Below are 18,963 nucleotides of genomic sequence, written 5' to 3'. Positions count from 1 at the left end.
GGTCGCCGCACTGGGCGTACGGCAAGTACGACCTGAAGAAGCTCAAGGACCCCAAGGGCGCCTGGGGCAAGGGCGAGCAGATCCACACCGTCGCGAAGAAGGACTTCCGCAAGGAGTTCCCGGAACTCAGCGGCTGGCTGAAGAACTTCAAGCTGTCCGAGGAGCAACTCGCCTCCCTCGAGGTGGAGATCCAGAAGGGCGGCGCCGGGAACGAGAAGGAGTCCGCGCGCCGCTGGCTGGACGCGAATCCCGGGCTCGAGGACAAGCTGGCCCCGGTGGCGTGACACCCCACGGACCTCGGTAAGGAGACAGGCCCCGGGCCGGGCTCACGGACAGGTGAGCCCGGCCCGGGGCTTTCTGCCCCTTGCGGCACCCGCTCCCGGCCCGAGGTCTACGAAAAGGATCCGGACAACCACAGAGCGCTACCTCATCCCCCGAACCGGGCCTTGCCGACCGCCCATGCCCAGCCCCGGCCCGACGACCTGGCGTACCCTCCCCAGCACCCGTCCGACCAGACATTCCGGCCCGGACACGGGCGGGAACACAGGGGAGGTCCCGAGCATTGAACTGAACAGGAGCTGTCTCGCGCTGATCGGGGGTCAGCAGTGGCGGTTGCGTGCCGCGGTACTCATCCACTGGCGCGAACCGTCATGTCGTACCGTCCCCCGTGTGTCGTCGATGTGACGGCCGCATGAAACGGTTTGCCGAACATGCGTAGGGTGCAGACAACTCAACAGAAGGCGCGCACCGTGGGCGGTCGCGCGGAAGGCGGAACGACGAGCGAAGGAGGGAGCCGGAGCGATGGGCGACCACAAAGAACAGCCCTTGCGGGTGGGCGCGGCCGTGCGGCGGCGGCGCCGGGCTCTGGAGCTCACCCTCGCCGTCGTGGCCGAGCGCAGCGGCCTGTCCGTGCCCTTCCTGAGCCAGGTGGAGAACGACAGGGCGCGGCCCAGCACAAGCTCCCTGGAGAAGGTCGCCGACGCGCTGCGCACCACCGCCGTGGAACTCCTCGCGGCGGCCGACCCGGCGTGCAGCGTGGACGTCGTGCGCGCCGAGACCGTCGAGCCGACGCCGCAGCCGCAGGTGCGGTCCCTGGTGCGCGGCCACCACCAGATGCACGCCTCGGAGTTCCTCGGCGACCACGACGCCGGACGCGAATTCCAGTACCGCAACGACCAGTTGATGTACGTCGCCGACGGCGCCGTGGAGATCGAGGCCGAGGGCCGCGCGTACCGGCTCGGCCGCGGCGACACGCTGTATCTGACCGGCGGTGTGCGGCACCGGTGGCGGGCGACGGTGCCGGACACGCGGCTGATCGTCGTCGCCGTCGCGGAGCACATCGAGGCCCTCCGGAACCGGCCGCGCCAGTGAGGGTCGTCTCCCTGGTGCCGTCGCTGACGGAGGCCGTGGCGGTCTCCGCCCCCGGCGTCCTGGCCGGCGCCACCGACTGGTGCACCCACCCGGGCGGACTCGACGTCGCGCGCGTGGGCGGCACCAAGAACCCCAGGACGGACCGGATCGTCGCGCTCTCCCCCGATCTGGTGATCGCCAACGAGGAGGAGAACCGCGAGCCCGACCTCGCGGCCCTGCGCGCGGCGGGGGTCGAGGTGCTGGTGACCGAGGTGCGGGACGTGCCGCAGGCCTTCGGGGAACTGGCCCGCGTCCTGGACGCCTGCGGCGTGCGGGTACGGCCCCGCTGGCTGGACGAGGCCGAGGAGACCTGGTCGGCACTGCCGCCACCGGAGCACCGTACGACCGCCGTCGTACCGATCTGGCGCCGGCCGTGGATGGTGCTCGGCCGGGACACCTTCGCCGGTGACGTACTGGCCCGCCTGGGCGTCGACCACCGGTACGCGGCGCATCCCGAGCGCTACCCGAAGATCCCTCTGGACGAGCTGCACGCGGCAGCCCCGGACGTCGTCGTGCTGCCCGACGAGCCCTACCGCTTCACCGCCGACGACGGGCCCGAGGCGTTCGCGGGGCTGCCCTGCGCCCTGGTCAGCGGGCGGCACCTGACCTGGTACGGGCCGTCGCTGGCCGAGGCGCCCCGGGCGCTGGGGCGGGCCCTGCGAGCAGCGTGCCGCTGACCAGCCCGCGCGCGGTGACACGGCGGCGGTCGCCCAGGCGGCGACGAGGACGCCGTACAGGACGGCCGCGAGCCCGTCGTACACGACGAGCCCGGTGTGCCGGGCCAGTGCCTCGGCGCCGGTGACGCAGGTGCCCACGGGGAAGGCGAACGCCCACCAGGACATCGAGAAGCCCATCCCGTGCCGCCGGGCGCGCAGCACATGGGCGGTGGCCAGGCACAGCCACAGCAGCGCGAACCCCATCACGGGCACGCCGTAGAGCCCGGCGAGCAGCCCGAAGCCGTCGCGGTACGGGCCCGGTACGACGCCGGGTGCGACGTCGGCGAACTTCCCGACGGCGGTGGTGGACTGCCCGAGCGGGCCCAACACCAGGAACAGCGTCGCGGTGAGCGCCGGCGGGAGCGGTCCGCCGGTGATCAGCCGGGCGAAGAGCAGCGGCAGCATGAGCAGGGTCGCCGGCAGGCTCAGCCCGAACAGCGCGAAGCAGGCGAACAGCAGGGTCGCGCGGGGCTGCCCGGCCGGCAGATGCGGCACGTGCAGTGGCCCGAGCGCGGCCGACACCATCGGCGCGACCAGCGGCAGCAGCCACACCGGCGTGGCCTGCCCGGGCTCGATCCGGTGGCGTACGGCCATGAGGTACGGCACGGCGACCGCGGCCGCGAGTCCTACGGCCGTACCGGCGCCGAACAGCACGGCGTCGAGGGCGACGGCCGCACGCAGCCTGGTCCAGTCCCGGCCGACGGTGAGGGCGCCGCAGCCGACCGCGAGCAGGGCCATCGCGAGGCAGCCGTAGAAGGGGGCGGTCGCCGGGTCGAGGAGGTGGGCACGGGCCTGGTCGCGGTGGTGCCGCCGGTACACGGCCCGCGCGGTGAGGAGCGTGAGGAGCAGGGCGAGGGAGAGGGCCCAGACGGCGGTGAGGGCCGTGCGCAGGCCGGGGAAGGACAGCGGGAGCGCGGCCCCGGCGGTGGCGACGACGGCGGTGTCCATGACGGACGCGTACCAGTTCGGCCCGAGGTGCCGGACCGCGGTGGCGCGCGGGGGCCGCGCGGTGGCACGCGGAGGACCGGCAAGGGGCTGGGCTGCGGTGACCATGCCCCACGATCCGTGTCGGCGCAGGCCGCGACCAGGGAGTATGCCTCTATGAGGGCATAAGGTGGAGTTATGAGCAGCACGGAGAGAAAGCCGGAGGCATCCGCCGACGCCGGTCGCCCGGCCGCCGGATCGCTGGCGCACCGGGTGCCGGACCTCGGGGCGCTGGAGCTGCTGCTGGCGGTGGCGCGGCTGGGCAGCCTGGGCGGGGCGGCACGTGAGCTGGGGATCACCCAGCCGGCGGCGAGCAGCCGGATCCGGTCGATGGAGCGGCAGCTGGGCGTGGCGCTGGTGGACCGCTCGCCGCGCGGGTCCCGGCTCACCGACGCCGGTGCCCTGGTCACGGACTGGGCGCGGCGGATCGTCGAGGCGGCCGAGGCCTTCGACGCGGGGGCGCAGGCGCTGCGCGACCGCCGTGACTCCCGGCTGCGGGTCGCGGCGAGCATGACCATCGCCGAGTATCTGCTGCCGGGCTGGCTGCTCGCGCTACGCGCCCAGCGGCCGGACACGGCGGTGTCGCTGCACGCGGGGAACTCTGCGGCGGTGGCCGAGCGCCTGCTGTCCGACGAGGCCGACCTGGGGTTCGTGGAGGGCCTGACCGTCCCGCCGGGCCTGGACTCCGCCGTCATAGCCCACGACCGCCTGATCGTCGTGACGGCCCCCGGCCACCCCTGGGCCCGCCGCCGGCGTCCCATCGCGGCGGACGAACTGGCGGCGACCCCCCTGATCCTGCGGGAGGAGGGCTCCGGCACCCGCCAGGTCCTCGACGCCGCGCTCGGCGGCCTGGCCCGTCCCCTGATCGAGCTCTCCTCCACCACGGCCGTGAAGGCGGCCGCGGTGAGCGGCGCGGGCCCCTCCGTCCTCAGCGAACTCGCCGTCGGCGAGGAGCTGGCGATGCGCCGCCTGGTCCGCGTCCCCGTGGACGGCATCGCCCTGGCCCGCGACCTGCGCGCGGTCTGGCCGACGGGACACCGGCCCACGGGGCCGGCACGCGACCTGCTGTCGCTGACGCGGGGGTAGGGGCGGACGCACGGCCCCGCTACCGGCCGAGCGGTACTCCGTGCTCGTCGGCGAAGGCCCGTCGGCACAGGCCGTGGCAGAAGCCGTACAGGACCCCGTCGTGTACCAGCGTGAGGGTGGAGTCGTCGAGGTCCACACGCATGCCGCAGACCGGGTCGATCAGTCCGCCCTGCGGCGAGTCCGGGACTGGGCGGGCGGTGGCGTTGTCGCGGTACGGCCGGGAGACGAGTTCGGTGAGGTCCAGGCTGCCCATGGCCCTTCCGTGGATCCCGATGCCGCCCTCGGAGATGCCGTCCACGAGAATCACCGCGTGCGGCTCACGCCGCATCCGCTCCGGGTCACGGCCGGCGGCCCGTTCCGTCTCGGCCAGCACACCGGTGATGATCTCCACCGTGTAGTCGCACATCTCCCTGCGCCATGACGCCGGAACGGTGACCCGCACCAGATAGCGCGGTGGATCCGCCGGGTCCGCCGCCGGCCTCTGACCGAGGACCCAGGCGGCGGGCTCGTGCACGAGGACCTGTGTCAGCGTGCGCTGGGCATCGATGATCTCGATGGCGTGGCCGTCGTCCTCGACCATGAGCGTGTCGATGAGCCGCTGCCCCAGTACCTTCCGATCCTCCTCGCTCAACGCCCCTCCGGGAACGAAGACTTCGATCAGCAGCATCCCGTACTCCTGTCATGTGACCGGCTGTTGGCACGCCGGCCACTCTGCCCAGGAGGCGGAAATGTGCCATCCCCCGGAGGGAGGCCCTTTGCTCTACTCCGCGCGGAGTAGGCGATGCGCATGGCGGCAGCGGCGTATCCCGCCGGCGAGGCGTCAGGACGCGTCACTCGGCCAGGGCGCGGCGCAGGGCCCCGGTGAGTTCGGCGATCTGCCGCTGGGAGATCCCGGCGGACGGGATGGCCTGCGAGCCGTGGAAGGTGCCGGGCCACTGGTGCAGTTCGACCGGGACGCCCGCCTGCAACAGGCGCAGTGCGTAGTCGATGCCTTCGTCGCGGTTCGGGTCGAACTCCGCGGTGGCGATGCAGGCCGGCGGCAGGCCGGACAGGTCGGTGGCCCGGGCCGGTGCGGCGTACGGCGTGGCGGTCGCGGAGCCCAGGTAGTGCCCCAGCGCCGCGGCTCGTCGGCCCGCGTGTTCCAGGGCGTGGCCGTGAAGTTCCGCGCCGACCAGGTCTGCTGCCGGTCGTCGAGGATGGCCTCGTTGAGCAGTTGGAAGCGGATCGGCGGCCCCTGCTCGTCACGCGCCCGCAGCGCCACCGCGGCCGCGATCCCCGCGCCGGAGCTGTTAGCGGCGATCGCCCCGCACGCGCGCGTGCAGGTGCATGTCGTGCCAGCCGTCCGGGTGCAGGGCGGCACTGCGCTTGGTGCCCTCGAGGGCGAAGCCGCACTTCGCGGCGACCCGGCAGGACGGCTGGTTGCCGACGGCGTGCACCAGTTCGAGGCGGTGGAAGCCGACCTCGTCGAGCGCCCAGCGGGCGAGTGCGGTCGTGGCGCGTGCCGCGACGCCCTGTCCGCGGGCCGCCGGCACGGTCCAGTACGCGACCTCGGCCAGGCCCTCGTCCAGCGCGATGTCGCGCAGCGCCACCCGCCCGAGCAGCCCGTCGGTGGCCGCGTCGGCGACCGCCCACTGGATCCTGCGCTCCTCGCCCCACTCCTGCCGCCACTCGGCGATCCAGCCGCGCGCCTCGTCCTCGGAGTCGGCGGAGCGGATGTGCCACTGGTGGATCACGGGGTCCTGGAACGCCCGGTAGACCGCCGGCGCGTCCTCGGTGCGCCAGGGGCGCAGGACGAGTCCGTCGCCGGTGGGGATGGTGGGCTGGAGGGTGCGGGAGAGCGTGCCCGTGGCAAGGACCGGGCTGACGAGGTCTGGCATACCCGCATCCTGCCAACGCGATGGCGGCCGGGCCCAGCGGTTTTCCGGCGTCCCGTACGCCCTCGTAGGCTGGTCGGCGATGAGACGCCGCACCCCGCCCCCGCGCTCCCCGCTCCCCCAGCGCCACGGGGTCGACGCGGTGCGGGTGCGGCTGCCCGCCGAGGGGTCCTGGGCCACCGTGCGGGAGCATCTGCGGGAGCGGCTGTCGGGGGCGGGTGCCGGTGTCGTCGAGGGCATGTTCGACGCGGGGCTGGTCGTCGGTGCGGACGGGCGGCCGGTGGCGTCGGACGCGGCATACGTGCCCGGCATGTTCGTGTGGTTCCACCGGGAGCTGCCCGACGAGGTCCCGGTGCCCTTCCCATTGCCGGTCGTGTACCGGGACGCGCACATCGTCGTGGCCGACAAGCCGCACTTCCTGGCCACCACCCCGCGCGGCAGCCATGTCGCCGAGACGGCGCTCGCGCGGCTGCGCCGGGACCTCGGCATCCCGCAGCTGAGCGCCGCGCACCGGCTGGACCGGCTCACCGCCGGGCTCGTGCTGTTCACCGTGCGGCCCGAGGAGCGCGGCGCGTACCAGACACTGTTCCGCGACCGGCGGGTGCGCAAGGAGTACGAGGCGGTCGCGCCGTACGATCCCGGCCTCGCCCTGCCCCGGACCGTGCGCAGCCGGATCGTGAAGGAGCGCGGGACGCTCACGGCGCGGGAGGCCGAGGGCGAGCCCAACGCCGTCAGCCGCGTGGAGCTGATCGAGCGGCGCGGCGACGGGCTGGGCCGCTACCGGCTGGTGCCCGGCACCGGGCAGACGCACCAGCTGCGCGTGCACATGACCGCGCTGGGCGTGCCCATCCTCGGCGATCCGCTCTATCCCGAGGTGACCGGCCCCGTGCCGACCGGTGACTTCCGGCGCCCGCTGCAACTGCTGGCGCGGGCGCTGGAGTTCACCGACCCGGTCACGGGCGCCACGCACCGGCTGCGCAGCGGGCGGCTGCTCGGGGCGTGGGCGTCGTACGGCGACTGGGCCGCCGGCCGGTAGCCGGGCCGGTCAGTCCCCGCGCCACCAGTGCAGGAAGCGCTGCCAGACCCCCCTCCGGCGGGCTGGTTCCGGTTGCGGAACGCCGTCCGGCCGGGGTTGCGGGACCTCCGGCTGCGGCTGTGTGGCCACGGGCTGGGGCTGCGGAGCCGCCGGCTGGGGCTGTGCGGCGGCCGGCTGCGGCGGCGGGGAGCTGCTGATGTGCCACGCGGGGCGCGGCGCCGGAACCGGCCCGTACGACGGCATCTCCATCACGTCCTGCGGCGGCCCGGGCTCGAAGCGCACCGGCAGCTCCACGAGGTGCCGTGAGGCAATGGACTCCCGCCAGCGCAGGTCCTTCTCGGCGCAGTCGATCCGGATGTCCGGCAGCCGCAGCAGCAGCGCCTCGACGCCGATGTCGGCGATGGTACGGCCGATGTCCTGGCCGGGGCACTCGTGCGGGCCGCCGCCGAACGCGAGGTGGGAGCGGTTGCCCATCATGTGGGCGGACAGGTCGGGCCGGATCCGGGGGTCGACGTTGCCCGGCGCCGGAGCGAACAGCAGCCCGTCACCTTCACGGATGCGCTGGCCGCCCAGCTCGACGTCCTGCTTGGCGAAGTAGGCGAACACGGTGCTGAACGGCGGCTCGTCCCACAGCGACTGCTCCACCGCCTGCGGCACCGTCCTCTGCCCGCCGTTGAGCTGGGCGCGAAAGCGCGGGTCGGTGAGCACCACGCGCAGCACGTTGGCGAGGAGGTTGGTGGTGGCCTCGTAGGCGGCGAAGAGCACGAGGCGCAGGTGCTCACTGACCTCGTCGTCGGTGAGCCGCGCCGGGTGGTTGATGAGGTGGCTGGCGAAGTCCTCGTCGGGTTCGGTCCGGCGGCGGGCGGTGAGCCGGGACAGGGCCTCCAGGACGTAGGTGTGGCTGGCGATGGCGGTCTCGGTGCCCCTGAGCGCGTCTCGGGTGGCCTCCACCAGGCGGTCGTTGAACTCCTCGGGCATGCCGAGGATCTCGCACAGCACGCCCATCGGCAGGTGCTCGGCGAACTGGCTGACGAGGTCGGCGCGGCCCCGCTCGCAGAACCGGTTGACGAGGCCCTGGCTGTGCCGGTTGACGTGCCAGCGCAGCGTGCGGAAGTTGATGGTCGACAGGCCGCCGGTGACCGCGCCGCGCAGCCGCTTGTGCTCGTCGCCCTCGACGTGCGAGCAGATCGGCTGCCAGGCGATGTGCGGCATGAGGGGGTGGTCGGGCTTGACCAGGCCCTCCCTGAGCGGTGTCCAGATGCGGCTGTCCCGGCAGAACTGCGCGGGCGTGCTCACCATGTGCAGGTTCTCGGCGTGGCCGAGGACGACCCAGATCGGTACGTCGTCGTGGAGCAGCACGGGCGCCACGGGGCCGTGTTCGTCCCGGAGGTTCTCGTACAGCTCCCCCAGGTCCTGCGCCTCGTGCAGCCGGTGCAGTCCCCCGGGCCCGAGGCCGTGTGCGGGGCAGCCGGGGGGCGGGGCGAGCCCGAGGGTGTCCGTGCGGGGCGGGGATGAGGATTCAGGCGTCACAGTGGTCGCTCCGAAACAGGAGAGAGGAGGGGAAGTTCGGTGCCGGCGGGCACGGCTCTCAGGTGAGGGCGCCCGCCATGTGGAGCGAGTGCAGGAAGCGCATCAGCGTGACCAGGACGTCACGGCTGGAGGCCCGGCGGCGCGCGTCGCACTCCATGATGGGGATGCCCGGGCTGAGGTCGAGGGCGGTGCGCAGTTCCTCGATGTGGTAACGGGGTGCGTTCGGGAAGGTGTTGACGGCGACCACGAACGGCACGCCGCGTTCCTCCAGCCGTCCCATGACCTCGAAGCTGACCTCCAGGCGGCGGGTGTCGACCAGCACCACGGCGCCGAGCGCGCCCTCGAACAGGCCGTGCCACAGGAACCAGAAGCGCTGCTGGCCGGGTGTGCCGAAGAGGTACAGCACGAGCTGGTCGGTGATCTTGATACGGCCGAAGTCCATGGCCACGGTGGTGGCCGTCTTGGTCGCGGAGCCGAAGTTGTCGTCGACCCCGATTCCGGCCTGGGTCATGGTCTCTTCGGTGGTCAGCGGTTTGATCTCGCTGACCGAGCCGACCATGGTCGTCTTGCCGACTCCGAACCCGCCCACGATCACGATCTTGGCCGCGGACTCTGCCGTGTGCGGCAGCTGGTCCTCGGCCCGCGGGCCCGGGATGGTATCAGAGCCTTTGAAGTCCATGCATCACCGTTTCGAGGAGGGACCGGTCGGGGAGCGTCTGGCGGACGATCGGGTTGCGCGCGGTCACCAGTTCCGCCATCAGCATCTCGGTGATCAGCACGGTCACCGAGCTGAACGGCAGGCTGAGGTAGGCCGACAGTTCGGCCACGGACATCGGGGCGACGCACAGCCGCAGCAGCGCCGCCTGCTCGGGTGTCGCGGAGCGCGGCGGGTCGGCGCGCGCCTTGATCAACGTCACCAGGTCGATCGTGATGCGCTCGCCGTTCGGTCCGGCGACGACGTACAGCCGCTCGGGGTTCTTCTCGGGCGGGCCCTCCTCGGATGTCGCCGGCTCCGGGGGCGGTTCCTGCTGGGGGTGGCGCCGCTGGCGCTGCGGAGGAATCATGCGGTCTGCCCGTTCCGCCGGGGCGGGCTGGTCAGGTGGGCGCCGATGCGGACTACGAGGTCACGCATCCGGTTGCTCAGGTAGCCGGGCTCGGCCCGCACGTCGGAGAGCACCGCGAGGAACGCGTTCGCGCCGGCGTTCATGAGGTAGAAGTAGCCCTTGTCGATCTCGATGAGGATCAGCTGCATCTGGCCGTTGCCGATGGGGAGTTCCCCGGCGACGGCACCCGCGAGGCTCTGCATGCCCGCGCAGGCCGCGGCGACCCGGTCGGCGGCCTCGGGGTCCCCGCCGTAGCGGGCGATGCGCAGTCCGTCGGCCGAGAGCACCACGATCATCTCGATGCCCGGTGCGCCGTCGTAGAGCTCCTTGAGCATCCAGTCGAAGTTGCCTCGCTGCTGGATCACTTGGGGTCTCCCTCGTCGTCGGCCTCGGTGGGGGCCGCCGCGTCGTCGTTGAGCAGGTACAGGTATTTGGTGGGGTTCCGGGTGAAGTCGGTCGGGTGGGTGCCGGGGGGCAGGCCCTTCTTGAGGCCCTCCCAGAAGTCCTCGACCCACAGACCGGGCAGGCGCTTTTCTTCCTCGGGCTCGGTCTCGGACAGGAGCTCGCGGTAGATCGGCGTCCAGGGCGTCTCCTCGCCGCGTGCGGCGGCCTCCCGTTCGGCCTTCAGGTCGGCCGCCTGCTGGGCGAGCCGGTCGGCGAGGGAGGTCTTGACCTTGCTGCGGCGCTGCGGCAGGCCGTTGGCGGTCCACTCGGTGACGACCGGGACGTCGTCGTCCATGTCCCAGGGCTCGGGGGGCGGCGAGCCGGGGATGCGCGGGGCGGTGGGACGCCGCTTCTTCTCCGGGCGGGCGGGCCCCCGGAGGCCGTCGATGATGATGGGCACGGAGGTGGCGCCGATGCCGTGGGCGAGTCCGACGCCGGGCTCCTCGGTCAGCATCTTGCCCGGCACTACGAGGATGGCGCGGACGCCGCCGTAGGCCGAGGCGCGCAGCGAGATCTGCATGTTGTGCGCCTTGCACAGTCGGCCGACCACGGCCAGGCCCAGGCGCGGGTTGTTGCCGAGTTCCTCCAGGTCGACCCCGGTCATGGCGTCTTCCAGCATGCCCTCGATGCGCAGCCGGGACTCCTCGCTGAGGTTGACGCCGGAGTCCTCGATCTCGATGGCGACGCCGGTCTGCACCTCGCTGGCGGTGACGTGCACCTTGCTCGCCGGTGGCGAGTAGCGGGTGGCGTTGTCGAGGATCTCGGCGAGGGCGTGGATGACCGGCTCGACGGCGGTGCCCTTGACGTTGACCTTGGCGATGGAGTCCAGCGAGATCCGGCGGTACTCCAGGATCCGGGACATGGCGCCGCGCAGCACGCTGTACAGCGCGACGGGCTCGGGCCACTGGCGTCCGGGGCGGCCGCGGCCGAGGACGGTGACGGAGTCGGCGAGGCGGCCGATCAGGGAGGTGCCGTGGTCGAGGCGCAGCAGGTCGTCGAAGACCTCGGGGTTGCGGCCGTGGTCCTCCTCCATCTCCCGCAGTTCGTTGGCCTGCTGGTGAACGATCGCCTGGATGCGGCGGTTGATGTCGACGAAGGAGCGCTGCACGGAATCGCGCAGGACCTGCTCGTGCTCGATGATCTTGAGCACGGTGTTGATGACCGTCACCTGCGGGGCGGGGAGATCCCGAAAGGCGGGATCCGTCATACCGAGTTGACGGACCACCTCCCGGGCGAGGCGTCCGCTTTGCACCTCGTCGATGGCTGCGGGCACGAGCTCTTTGGCGAGGCGGGTCCATTCGCTGTCGTGCGCGGCGATCCGCTGTTCGTGCGCGGTGATCCGCTGTTCCAGATACGCGGTGTGACGGGCGTGCTCGGCGCGCGCGTGGCGCAGCGTGCGGCCGCGGCGCACCGCTTCGGCAGCCGTCGCGATCACCAGCAGCGTGGCGACGGCGCCGCACCAGCCGACTGCGGCCCGGGCCGGCGGCGCCACCAGGGCGACGGCGGCTCCGGTCGCCACGGCCATCAGTATGGCCGGCAGCAACAGCACGCGCGCGCAAGGAAGTTCACGGCGGCCGGGCGGGGATTCAACACTCACCATGTGGGCTCTCTGAAATGAATCGGCTGACGGTTCGGGGAGCTTGCAGGGGGGTATGTCATGGAACTGTCTGGATCTTCCGCGCATTGGGAACAAGCGCACGAATACGCCTCAACTCGGGGCACTGCGGGCGAGCTTAGTCCGACCGGATCATCGCCGAGTCATATTCGGCAAGCCCCTGAAACGGGGCGCGCGAGGCTAGTAGGCTCAGACTTATTTTCACACTCGGAGAGAATTCGAACACACCGCGTCACGACGTACGGGCGTACGAAATCACTGACCGTGACGGGTGAAGAGGGGCCTCGGAGTGCTCTCAGACACCCGCGATGCGCAGCGTCGCATCGGCGGCGGCCCTCGCGAACTCCGAGACGGGGCGCTCCACTTCGTCAACCGCCGGTAGGTGTCCAGGTCCTCGTGTCCAACTGCCCGCAGATCAACAACCCCTGCAACGGCTTCGAGCCGACGGCGGGGAAGATGACGATCTCCGAGGCGGGCCCGGCATGACTTTCGGCACCCTGCTGGTCGCCAACCGCGGCGAGATCGCCGTCCGGATCATCCGCACCGCCCACGACCTGGGCCTGCGCACGGCCGCCGTGCACTCCGACGCCGACCGCGGCTGCCCCACACGTCCGGCTCTCCGACGAGGCCGTACGGCTGGGCCCGGCGCCCGCGAGGGAGTCGTACCTGGACGCCGACCTGGTACTGGAGGCGGCAAGGACAGCGGCGCGGACGCCATCCACCCCCGCTATGGCTTCCTCTCGGAGGACGCGGCGACAACACTCCCTCGCCCGATGACGCTCGGCAGCGTGCAACTGGCAGACGGCACCCGGGTCCCGGGTGTCCTGTGCGAACCGGGCGCCTCGCCGACGCCCAGGACATCACGCAGTACGGAGGCTGGCGTCACTGTCCAAATCCCCTGGGCAGGGCAGCCAGCCCAGGGGCGCGGGGAACTGCGCGACAAGCCACACACCACCCGCACCCGCCGACGACCGAGTCACCCCACCGACGAGTAGGCGACAACTCCCCGCAGCAACCCATCAACGGCCTTACGCGCAGCCTTCGGCACCGTAGAGCCCTCAGCCGGCGCCGCCGCAGAAATCTGACCCAGCACATCAATCACCTGCTTACACCACCGCACAAAATCCCCCGCCGGCATCTCCACCTCCCGCAGCACCTCATCAAGCCCCTTCCCAGAGGCCCACATATACGCGGCCCAGGCAAACCCGAGATCCGGCTCCCGCTGCCCGACCCCCTCGCTCTGCGTGATCCGGAACTCCTCCTCCAGCCCATCCAGCCGTCCCCAGATCCGCACCATCTCACCCAGCGCGGCCTTGGACTTCCCCGAGGGCAACTTCGGCACCATCGCATCGTCCGAAAGCCGCGCCTCGTACACCAACGCCGAAACACACGCCGCGAGTTCAGCCGGAGCGAGCCCCTCCCAGACCCCCTCCCGCAGACACTCACTCGCCAGCAGATCAAGCTCGCCGTACAGCCGCGCCAACCGCTTGCCGTGCTCGGTGACGTCATCCCCGCGCAGATAGTCCAGCTCGGTCAGCAGCGCCACAATCCGGTCGAACGTCCGGGCAATCGTGTTCGTGCGCCCCTCGATCCGCCGCTCCAGCTGCGACGTGTCCCGCAGCAGCCGGTGATACCGCTCGGCCCACCGCGCATGATCCTCCCGGTCACTGCACCCATGGCAGGGATGCGCCCGCAACGCCGCCCGCAGCCGCGCGATCTCCCGGTCGTCCGCGGCGGCGGACCTCCGCTTGCGGTGCCGGTCCGGCGCGATGTGCCCGGCCTTGCTGCGCAGCGCGGACGCGAGGTCGCGGCGGGACTGCGGCGAACGCGGGTTGAAGGACTTGGGGATCCGCATCCGCTCCAGCGGCTCGACCGGCACCGGGAAATCCATGGATGCCAGGCGCTTGACCTGCCGCTCGGCGGTGAGCACCAGCGGCCGCGGCCCGTCGTGGTGCTCGAAGCCCCGGTGGCCGTTCGACCGCCCGGCCGCCAGCCCCGGGTCCAGTACCAGCGCCAGACCCGCGTACTTGCCCGTCGGCACATGGATGACGTCACCGGGCTTCAGCTTCTCCAGCGCGACGGCCGCCTCCGCGCGCCGCTGCGCCGCGCCCTGCCGGGCCAGCTCGGTCTCGCGGTCCTTCAGCTCGCGGCGCAGCCGCGCGTACTCCTCGAAGTCGCCCAGGTGGCAGGTCATCGAGGCCTTGTAGCCGGCCAGCCCCTCTTCGTTGCGCTGCACCTGACGCGAGATCCCGACCACCGACTTGTCGGCCTGGAACTGCGCGAAGGACGTCTCCAGCAGCTCGCGTGAGCGGTGCCGGCCGAACTGCTCGACCAGGTTGACCGCCATGTTGTACGACGGCTTGAAGCTGGACCGCAGCGGATACGTGCGCGTACCCGCGAGCCCGGCCAGGTGGTCGGGGTTCATGCCGCGCTGCCACAGCACCACGGCGTGGCCCTCGATGTCGATGCCGCGCCGCCCCGCACGGCCCGTCAGCTGCGTGTACTCGCCGGGCGTGATGTCGGCGTGCTGCTCGCCGTTCCACTTGACGAGCTTCTCCAACACCACCGAACGGGCGGGCATGTTGATGCCCAGCGCGAGGGTCTCGGTCGCGAACACCGCCTTCACCAGGCCGCGCACGAAGAGCTCCTCGACGACCTCCTTGAACGTCGGCAGCATGCCCGCGTGATGGGCGGCGATGCCGCGCTCCAGGCCCTCCAGCCACTCGTAGTAGCCCAGGACGTGCAGGTCCTCGGCCGGGATGGAGGCCGTGCGCTCCTCGACGAGGTCGCGCACCTTCTCCCGCGCCTCCTCGTCGTTGAGCCGCAGTCCGGCGTACAGGCACTGCTGGACGGCGGCCTCGCAGGCGGCGCGGCTGAAGATGAAGGTGATCGCGGGCAGCAGGCCCTCGGTGTCGAGCCGCTCGATGACCTCGGGCCGGCTCGGTGTCCACACCCGGGACCGCTGTCTGCGCTCCCGCTCCCGGTCGGCCTCGCGCATGGCCCGACCACGCCTTCTGTCCGTGAACGACGGGCGGGTGGCCTCCATCCGCGCCATCCGCGTGAGGTCGGGGTTGACGGCCTTCTTGTGGCCCTCCCCCTCCTCGAACAGGTCGTACATCCGGCGCCCGGCCAGCACGTGCTGGAACAGCGGCACGGGCCGGTGCTCGGCGACGATCACCTCGGTGTCGCCGCGGACGGTGTCGAGCCAGTCGCCGAACTCCTCGGCGTTCGACACGGTCGCCGACAGTGACACCAGGGTCACGGACTCGGGAAGGTGGATGATCACCTCTTCCCACACGGCGCCCCGGAAGCGGTCGGAGAGGTAGTGCACCTCGTCCATGACCACGTACCCGAGGCCGAGGAGGGTCTGCGAGCCGGCGTACAGCATGTTCCGCAGCACCTCGGTGGTCATCACGACCACGGGGGCGCCGGAGTTGACGCTGTTGTCGCCGGTCAGCAGGCCGACCTTGTCCGTGCCGTAGCGGCGGCACAGGTCGGCGTACTTCTGGTTCGACAGCGCCTTGATGGGCGTCGTGTAGAAGCACTTCTTGCCCTCTTTGAGGGCGAGGTGGACGGCGAACTCGCCCACGATCGTCTTGCCGGAGCCGGTGGGCGCGGCGACCAGCACTCCCTTGCCCGCTTCGAGTGCCTGGCAGGCCTCTATCTGGAAGGGGTCGAGGCCGAAGTCGTACATCTCGCGGAAGGAGGCGAGCGCGGTGGCCTGCTCGGCAGCGCGCCTGCGGGCTGCCTCGTACCGCTCGGCCGGTGAGAGGTCCTCTGTCATCGTGCTTTCGAGCGTACCGGGAGCCACTGACAACAGGACGATCAATATCCGGATCGCGGCCCTCAGTACCGCATCCAGCCCGTGATGTGAGCCGCGTCACTGTGTTCGGCATGGCGAAAGGGCCGGACGGATGCCGTCCGGCCCTCTTCAGGTGCGCGGTGGGCCGTGGCCCTCGCGGGCCGCGTCAGGTGACGTCGTCGTAGCCGTTGACCCGGTCCGGGCCCGCCTGCTCCGGCAGGGCGCGGCTGGCCGTCACGGGCTCGATCTCGCCTATGTCGTCGGGCGTGAGGTCGAGGTCGGAGGCCTCTTCGTCGCTCAGTCCGGCATCGGGGTCGTTGCGGCGGCGCCGGCGGTCGTTGAGCAGGGAGACGCCGACCGCCATGAAGTACAGGACGACGATGGGCCCGGCGAGCGCGATCATGCCGACGGGGTCGGTGGTGGGCGTGGCCACGGCACCGAAGACGAAGACGCCCATCACGACGCCCCGCCACCAGCCCATCATGCGGCGTCCGGTCACGGCACCGGCGAAGTTGAGCATCACGAGCACGAGGGGAAGTTCGAAGGCGCCGCCGAAGATGAGGATCATCCGGACGACGAAGTCAAGGATCTTGTCCATCGGCAGGATGTTCGCCGAACCCTCGGGCGTGATCCCGAGGAGGACGCGCATGCTGATGGGCAGGATCGTGTAGGCGAGCCAGGCTCCGCCCAGGAAGAGGGGCACGGCCGCGGACACGAACCAGTACGTGTACTTCCGCTCGTGCTGGTGCAGACCCGGCGCCACGAACGCCCAGAGCTGGTACAGCCAGACCGGGCTGGCGAGGACAACGCCCGCCATGAAGCACACCTTCACCGTGGTGGTGAAGGGGGACAGCAGGTCGGTGTAGGCGATGACGGCGCAGGCGCCTCCCGTGGATTCGCCCAGTCCCGTGTCGCACCGCGGGACGGGATCCATGAGGAAGTTCATCAGCTCCTGCGAGTAGAAGGCGACCACCACGGTGATGACCGTGATCGCCAACATGCCCTTCGCGAGCCGGTTGCGCAGTTCACGCAGGTGCTCCACAAGGGGCATCCGCCCCTCGGGATCCTTCTCTTTCTTGCGGGCAGACTTGAGCAACCCACGTCCTCATCTCGTGCGGCAGGCCGGAGGCGTCCGGCCCTGCGTCAGCGCTTGGTGGTGTCCGTCGGCTCGTTGACCGGGCGCGAGCTGGTCATGTCGCCGGGGGCCGCCTGGATGATGCGCTGTGCCGGGGAGGACTGCTCGTCGTTGTTCGGCGGGTCGGCCGGGGCGGAGGACTTTTCGTCCTTCATCGCCTTGGCCTCGCTCTTGAGGATGCGCGCGGACTTGCCGAGCGAGCGCGCCATGTCCGGAAGCTTCTTCGCGCCGAACAGCAGGATGATGACGACGAGGATGAGAATGATCTCGGGAGCTCCGAGCCTTCCGAACATAAGTCTTTACCTTCTCACCGAGGCGGCTGGGTGGGGTGCCGTCCGACCGGTCGGACATGCGTCCGATCGACCGTGCTGACAGCGATCGTAACGCTCAGGGGTGAACGCGAGGCAATGCCCGTGCATATCCTGTGCGTACCCCCGATCCGCGGGCCGGGCCTCGTTTTCCGGTCCGCGACCAGCAGCGTACCTGGCGGGACCGGCAAGTTGACAGGGCGAAGCGGCCCAAAACACGGCCAACCCGGGACTCACAGGACACGCACAAGCCACCGCGCCGAAGGTCCACGGCGCCGTCGCCGGGCGGTCGGAGCGGGTCAGAGCGCGTCGACGGACCTGGCCGTGCTCACGGCGGCACGCTCCAGGTCCTCGGCGGCCCGGTTGATGCGCTGCGCCGAGTCCGCGACCTGCCGGCCGAGCCGCTGCGCCTCCAAAAAGACCCGCACGGCGAACACCCCGAGCACGGCGAGACCCAGGAACCCCACAGCTACCGCGAACATCGGCCAGAACATGGCGTCGAGCCTAGACCCTGCCGGGGAGCCGAACGTGCATAGGGCGGACCACGGCCCGCCCCCGGCTACACCGTTGAGTGCAGCCGCAGGGTCCTGACCCCGCCCCCGGTGAGCAGCTCCACGATCCGCTCCCCGGCCGGCTTGCGCACCGAGGCGCCGCATTCCGGGCAGGTGAAGGAGTAGAACGTGGTCCGGCTCGTGGCACCGATGGCCAGGCGCAGGGCGCTCGCGGCGAGCTCGAAACGGCCCCGGCAGTCCGGGCAGCCCGCCTTGAAGACCACCGGGGCCACGCTTCTCATCCCGGCGAACGCGGACGCCACCGTCATGCCCTGCACACCAGACCCCGACTCGCTCAAAGCCCCTGCTCCTGCCTGTCGTCCTGTCTGTCCTGAAGCACTCTTGCCCCGTGAGTGTCGGGAGCCCCCTCGGCCTCACGCGCCTCGACACCGTCGTACGCCGCCAGTGCCTCTCGGGCGGCCTGCCGGGCGCTGTCGGTGAGCTCGGATGGTGAGACGATCCGGCCGTCACGGCCGAGCCGCAGCGCCAGGCGTCTGAGCGACGCCGGGTCGGGGGTCCGCAGAGTGATACGCAGCCCGCCGTCCGGGAGCTCATCCGCGCTGTCGTGCGGGTAGTACTCGGCCACCCAGCGTCCGCCCGGGCCGACCTCCACGACGACCTCCGGGTCCTCGGCGGCAGGCTGCACCAGCGCCTCCGACAGGTCCCTGAGCTCGATCTCCGGCGGCGCGGCCGGCTCGTCGAGGATCTTGATCTCGGCGACCCGGTCGAGCCGGAAGGTGCGGCGCGCCTCGGAGCGGCGGCACCAGGCCTCGACGTAGGTGTGGCCGACGCTGACCAGGCGGATCGGGTCGATCTCGCGCTCGGTGACCTCGTCGCGGGCGGGCGAGTAGTAGCGGATCCACAGGCGGCGGCGCTCGGAGATCGCCCGGTCGACGTCGGCGAAGACGCCGCCCTCGGACTCGAAGGTGACCGACAGACGCGAGCTGGCGCCCGCCGTCTCGCCCGCCGCGGCCTCCACCTTGGCGGTGGCCCGCAGCAGCGCCTGCCGGTCACTCTCGCGCAGTCCGGGCAGCGTGGCCACGGCGCGGGCGGCCACCAGGAGCGCGGTGGCCTCGTCAGCGGCGAGTCTCAGCGGCTCCGCGACATCGTCCGGGTTGTGCCACCAGATGCGCTCGCCGTCCGTGTCGATGTCGAGCAGGTCGCCGCCCCGGAAACTGGTGCCGCACATGGGCAGCACGTCGAGGTCCGAGACCAGCTCGTCCTCGGTGATCCCGAACGCGCGCGCGACATCCCCGACCCGGGCACCGGGGCGCTCCTTCAGATAGGTCACCAGGGAGAGCATCCGCCGGGTCTGGTCGATGGCGTTCACGGGCCTGACCGGTTTGCCTGCCACTGTCCTCGTCCGCTC

General features: G+C 71.5%; 20 protein-coding genes and 3 pseudogenes. 7 read left to right on the top strand and 16 right to left on the bottom strand.

Features of this window, described 5'->3' with window-relative positions:
- The 3 genes from H8R17_RS13535 to H8R17_RS13525 all read left to right on the top strand — a co-directional run.
- The coding region (locus H8R17_RS13535; protein WP_316959391.1) for a glycine betaine ABC transporter substrate-binding protein at positions 1–284 on the top strand (284 nt) is incomplete at its 5' end.
- Between the two features lie 517 nt (positions 285–801).
- Entirely contained in the window at positions 802–1,371 is a 570-nt protein-coding gene (locus H8R17_RS13530) for a helix-turn-helix domain-containing protein (RefSeq protein WP_187823416.1), read from the top strand.
- On the top strand, positions 1,368–2,087 hold the full coding sequence (locus tag H8R17_RS13525; protein WP_187823415.1) for a helical backbone metal receptor: 720 nt from the start codon (positions 1,368–1,370) through the stop codon (positions 2,085–2,087). Before H8R17_RS13530 ends, H8R17_RS13525 begins: the two co-directional genes overlap by 4 nt.
- Here the strand turns inward: H8R17_RS13525 and H8R17_RS13520 are convergent.
- A pseudogene (locus tag H8R17_RS13520) lies at positions 1,999–3,179 on the bottom strand (TDT family transporter). The gene H8R17_RS13525 and the pseudogene H8R17_RS13520 sit on opposite strands and share 89 nt — an antisense overlap.
- A gap of 69 nt (positions 3,180–3,248) precedes the next feature.
- Between H8R17_RS13520 and H8R17_RS13515 the strand changes: the two are divergent.
- Positions 3,249–4,196 (top strand): LysR family transcriptional regulator, encoded by a 948-nt coding sequence (locus tag H8R17_RS13515; RefSeq protein ID WP_187823414.1) that lies wholly within the window; start codon positions 3,249–3,251, stop codon positions 4,194–4,196.
- Between the two features lie 19 nt (positions 4,197–4,215).
- On the opposite strand, the gene H8R17_RS13510 is transcribed toward H8R17_RS13515, so the two are convergent.
- The 4 genes and pseudogenes from H8R17_RS13510 to H8R17_RS13500 all read right to left on the bottom strand — a co-directional run bounded on the left by H8R17_RS13510 (position 4,216) and on the right by H8R17_RS13500 (position 6,073).
- The gene (locus tag H8R17_RS13510; protein ID WP_187823413.1) at positions 4,216–4,863 is read right to left on the bottom strand and encodes a YHS domain protein; all 648 of its coding nucleotides are present in this window, start codon (positions 4,861–4,863) and stop codon (positions 4,216–4,218) included.
- Positions 4,864–5,026: 163 nt separating this feature from the next.
- Positions 5,027–5,164, bottom strand: a complete 138-nt coding sequence (locus H8R17_RS46655) for a hypothetical protein (protein ID WP_262505231.1) — start codon at positions 5,162–5,164, stop codon at positions 5,027–5,029.
- Positions 5,165–5,167: 3 nt separating this feature from the next.
- Positions 5,168–5,457, bottom strand: a pseudogene (locus tag H8R17_RS13505) (alpha/beta hydrolase fold domain-containing protein); the annotation flags it as partial.
- Positions 5,458–5,485: 28 nt separating this feature from the next.
- Complete coding sequence (locus tag H8R17_RS13500) at positions 5,486–6,073, bottom strand: GNAT family N-acetyltransferase (RefSeq protein WP_187823412.1); 588 nt, start codon at positions 6,071–6,073, stop codon at positions 5,486–5,488.
- A gap of 79 nt (positions 6,074–6,152) precedes the next feature.
- Here H8R17_RS13500 and H8R17_RS13495 point away from each other — a divergent pair, with 79 nt between their 5' ends.
- Positions 6,153–7,106 (top strand): RluA family pseudouridine synthase, encoded by a 954-nt coding sequence (locus H8R17_RS13495; protein WP_187823411.1) that lies wholly within the window; start codon positions 6,153–6,155, stop codon positions 7,104–7,106.
- A gap of 9 nt (positions 7,107–7,115) precedes the next feature.
- Here the strand turns inward: H8R17_RS13495 and H8R17_RS13490 are convergent, their stop codons facing one another.
- Genes H8R17_RS13490 through H8R17_RS13470 form a run of 5 tightly spaced genes read right to left on the bottom strand, consistent with a single transcriptional unit; the run spans position 7,116 to position 11,783 of the window.
- Positions 7,116–8,636 (bottom strand): cytochrome P450, encoded by a 1,521-nt coding sequence (locus H8R17_RS13490; RefSeq protein WP_187823410.1) that lies wholly within the window; start codon positions 8,634–8,636, stop codon positions 7,116–7,118.
- 58 nt (positions 8,637–8,694) lie between these two features.
- Positions 8,695–9,315, bottom strand: coding sequence for an ATP/GTP-binding protein (locus H8R17_RS13485; protein ID WP_187823409.1), 621 nt, complete (start codon positions 9,313–9,315; stop codon positions 8,695–8,697).
- Positions 9,296–9,700: a DUF742 domain-containing protein gene (locus H8R17_RS13480; protein WP_187823408.1), complete on the bottom strand. Its 405-nt coding sequence runs from the start codon at positions 9,698–9,700 to the stop codon at positions 9,296–9,298. The genes H8R17_RS13485 and H8R17_RS13480 overlap by 20 nt, the downstream gene beginning before the upstream one ends.
- On the bottom strand, positions 9,697–10,104 hold the full coding sequence (locus tag H8R17_RS13475; RefSeq protein ID WP_187823407.1) for a roadblock/LC7 domain-containing protein: 408 nt from the start codon (positions 10,102–10,104) through the stop codon (positions 9,697–9,699). Before H8R17_RS13475 ends, H8R17_RS13480 begins: the two co-directional genes overlap by 4 nt.
- The gene (locus H8R17_RS13470) at positions 10,101–11,783 is read right to left on the bottom strand and encodes a sensor histidine kinase KdpD (protein WP_187823406.1); all 1,683 of its coding nucleotides are present in this window, start codon (positions 11,781–11,783) and stop codon (positions 10,101–10,103) included. Before H8R17_RS13470 ends, H8R17_RS13475 begins: the two co-directional genes overlap by 4 nt.
- 399 nt (positions 11,784–12,182) lie before the next feature.
- Here H8R17_RS13470 and H8R17_RS13465 point away from each other — a divergent pair.
- Positions 12,183–12,284: pseudogene (locus H8R17_RS13465) on the top strand (urea carboxylase); the annotation flags it as partial.
- Positions 12,281–12,793, top strand: coding sequence for a biotin carboxylase N-terminal domain-containing protein (locus H8R17_RS49200; protein ID WP_399476669.1), 513 nt, complete (start codon positions 12,281–12,283; stop codon positions 12,791–12,793). The pseudogene H8R17_RS13465 and the gene H8R17_RS49200, both read left to right, overlap by 4 nt.
- Here H8R17_RS49200 and H8R17_RS13455 read toward each other — a convergent pair.
- The 6 genes from H8R17_RS13455 to H8R17_RS13430 all read right to left on the bottom strand — a co-directional run bounded on the left by H8R17_RS13455 (position 12,775) and on the right by H8R17_RS13430 (position 18,948).
- The gene (locus H8R17_RS13455) at positions 12,775–15,627 is read right to left on the bottom strand and encodes an RNA helicase (protein WP_187823405.1); all 2,853 of its coding nucleotides are present in this window, start codon (positions 15,625–15,627) and stop codon (positions 12,775–12,777) included. The two genes, H8R17_RS49200 and H8R17_RS13455, sit on opposite strands and share 19 nt — an antisense overlap.
- Before the next feature lie 139 nt (positions 15,628–15,766).
- Positions 15,767–16,651, bottom strand: a complete 885-nt coding sequence (gene tatC / locus H8R17_RS13450; RefSeq protein ID WP_187823404.1) for a twin-arginine translocase subunit TatC — start codon at positions 16,649–16,651, stop codon at positions 15,767–15,769.
- A 92-nt stretch (positions 16,652–16,743) separates the two neighbouring features.
- Positions 16,744–17,028, bottom strand: a complete 285-nt coding sequence (tatA, locus tag H8R17_RS13445) for a Sec-independent protein translocase subunit TatA (protein ID WP_187823403.1) — start codon at positions 17,026–17,028, stop codon at positions 16,744–16,746.
- Between the two features lie 314 nt (positions 17,029–17,342).
- Complete coding sequence (locus tag H8R17_RS13440; protein ID WP_187823402.1) at positions 17,343–17,537, bottom strand: hypothetical protein; 195 nt, start codon at positions 17,535–17,537, stop codon at positions 17,343–17,345.
- Between the two features lie 65 nt (positions 17,538–17,602).
- The gene (locus H8R17_RS13435; protein ID WP_399476667.1) at positions 17,603–17,863 is read right to left on the bottom strand and encodes a hypothetical protein; all 261 of its coding nucleotides are present in this window, start codon (positions 17,861–17,863) and stop codon (positions 17,603–17,605) included.
- Positions 17,864–17,889: 26 nt separating this feature from the next.
- Positions 17,890–18,948, bottom strand: coding sequence for a YafY family protein (locus H8R17_RS13430; RefSeq protein ID WP_187823400.1), 1,059 nt, complete (start codon positions 18,946–18,948; stop codon positions 17,890–17,892).
- Positions 18,949–18,963: the final 15 nt, after the last annotated feature.

Origin of the sequence: Streptomyces sp. TRM68367 (assembly GCF_014495685.1) — a bacterium.
Taxonomy (GTDB): Bacteria; Actinomycetota; Actinomycetes; order Streptomycetales; family Streptomycetaceae; genus Streptomyces.
Note: the sequence above shows the minus strand (reverse complement) of the source record. Positions and strands in the feature narration are given on the sequence as shown.

Excerpts from the sequence above, each read along its gene's own strand:
- tatC (WP_187823404.1), bottom strand. The coding sequence starts at position 16,651 with ATGCCCCTTGTGGAGCACCTGCGTGAACTGCGCAACCGGCTCGCGAAG.
- H8R17_RS13530 (WP_187823416.1), top strand. The coding sequence starts at position 802 with ATGGGCGACCACAAAGAACAGCCCTTGCGGGTGGGCGCGGCCGTGCGG.
- H8R17_RS13510 (WP_187823413.1), bottom strand. The coding sequence starts at position 4,863 with ATGCTGCTGATCGAAGTCTTCGTTCCCGGAGGGGCGTTGAGCGAGGAG.
- H8R17_RS13485 (WP_187823409.1), bottom strand. The coding sequence starts at position 9,315 with ATGGACTTCAAAGGCTCTGATACCATCCCGGGCCCGCGGGCCGAGGAC.
- H8R17_RS13480 (WP_187823408.1), bottom strand. The coding sequence starts at position 9,700 with ATGATTCCTCCGCAGCGCCAGCGGCGCCACCCCCAGCAGGAACCGCCC.
- H8R17_RS13515 (WP_187823414.1), top strand. The coding sequence starts at position 3,249 with ATGAGCAGCACGGAGAGAAAGCCGGAGGCATCCGCCGACGCCGGTCGC.
- tatA (WP_187823403.1), bottom strand. The coding sequence starts at position 17,028 with ATGTTCGGAAGGCTCGGAGCTCCCGAGATCATTCTCATCCTCGTCGTC.
- H8R17_RS13500 (WP_187823412.1), bottom strand. The coding sequence starts at position 6,073 with ATGCCAGACCTCGTCAGCCCGGTCCTTGCCACGGGCACGCTCTCCCGC.
- H8R17_RS13470 (WP_187823406.1), bottom strand. The coding sequence starts at position 11,783 with ATGGTGAGTGTTGAATCCCCGCCCGGCCGCCGTGAACTTCCTTGCGCG.
- H8R17_RS13435 (WP_399476667.1), bottom strand. The coding sequence starts at position 17,863 with ATGACGGTGGCGTCCGCGTTCGCCGGGATGAGAAGCGTGGCCCCGGTG.
- H8R17_RS13440 (WP_187823402.1), bottom strand. The coding sequence starts at position 17,537 with ATGTTCTGGCCGATGTTCGCGGTAGCTGTGGGGTTCCTGGGTCTCGCC.
- H8R17_RS13495 (WP_187823411.1), top strand. The coding sequence starts at position 6,153 with ATGAGACGCCGCACCCCGCCCCCGCGCTCCCCGCTCCCCCAGCGCCAC.
- H8R17_RS49200 (WP_399476669.1), top strand. The coding sequence starts at position 12,281 with ATGACTTTCGGCACCCTGCTGGTCGCCAACCGCGGCGAGATCGCCGTC.